At 64.6% G+C, this 1,000-nt stretch carries 2 pseudogenes; both read right to left on the bottom strand.

The annotated features are described in order from the left end of the window. Window positions 1–142, bottom strand: a pseudogene (locus tag GH664_RS22960) (NAD(P)(+) transhydrogenase (Re/Si-specific) subunit alpha); the annotation flags it as partial. Window positions 143–494: 352 nt separating this feature from the next. Beyond that, window positions 495–1,000: pseudogene (locus GH664_RS22955) on the bottom strand (dihydrolipoyl dehydrogenase); the annotation flags it as partial.

The following is a 1,000-nucleotide window of genomic DNA, read 5'->3' as shown; positions in this document are numbered from 1 at the left end:
CGTCGCTGAAGTTCGCCGCGGCGCCGGCGCCGCTTTCCACCGCAACCGAGAAGCCCAGCTTGATGAGCTTGCCCACCACCTCGGGAACGGTCGCTACGCGTTTTTCGCCAGACGCGGTCTCGCGCGGAACTCCGATCAACATGTCCTATTCTCCTTCATGCGTTTCCTTCGATACTCCGTGTCAGCACTCGATCGCCCTCGCCGAGCCCATGCCGATGGCAGCGGCAGGCACGATGACGACCTGTTTCGTGATTCGTGATCTGCTTGTGGGTTGCTCTTGATTGCGGGGAAGCAGGTCCCGGATGGTTCCTGCTTGAGTGCAGAACCAGGCTCCCCGCAACTGGGGGAATGATACAAATGCATGCCGGCACTAACGAGCGCGTCGTCAGCGTGCCGGCATGCAAGGTGTGCACAATACCTGCACTTGCGACGAATCGCCCGTGGTTCAGGTCGTGCTGTGCGGTCGGTGAGTCCGCGTTGAGGCTGCGCCCGGATTATCGCTTCTTTTGCGGTGGCAGGTCGGTGCAACTGCCATGCGCCACTTCGGCGGCCATGCCGACCGTTTCACCCAGGGTCGGGTGGGGGTGGATGGTCTTGCCGATATCGACGGCGTCGGCGCCCATCTCGATGGCCAGGCACACCTCGCCGATCATGTCGCCGGCCGACGGGCCGACGAGGGTGCCGCCGATCACGCGGTGCGTCTCGGCATCGAAGATCAGCTTGGTGAAGCCGTAGTCGGCGCCGTTGGCGATGGCGCGGCCGCTGGCGGCCCACGGGAATTTTGCCGTTTCCACCTTCTTGCCCTCGGCCTTGGCCTGCGCCTCGGTGTAGCCGACCCAGGCGACTTCCGGATGGGTGTAGGCCACGCCCGGGATCACGGTCGCATCGAAGGCGGATTTGTGGCCTGCGGCGACTTCGGCCGCCACGTGCGCCTCATGCACCGCCTTGTGGGCGAGCATGGGCTGGCCGACGATGTCGCCGATCGCAAAGATGTGCGCCA

Source organism: Thauera sp. 2A1, from assembly GCF_009469595.2.
Classification (GTDB): domain Bacteria; phylum Pseudomonadota; class Gammaproteobacteria; order Burkholderiales; family Rhodocyclaceae; genus Thauera.
The sequence above is the reverse complement of the archived record's forward strand: the minus strand, read 5'-3'. Positions and strand labels throughout refer to the sequence as shown.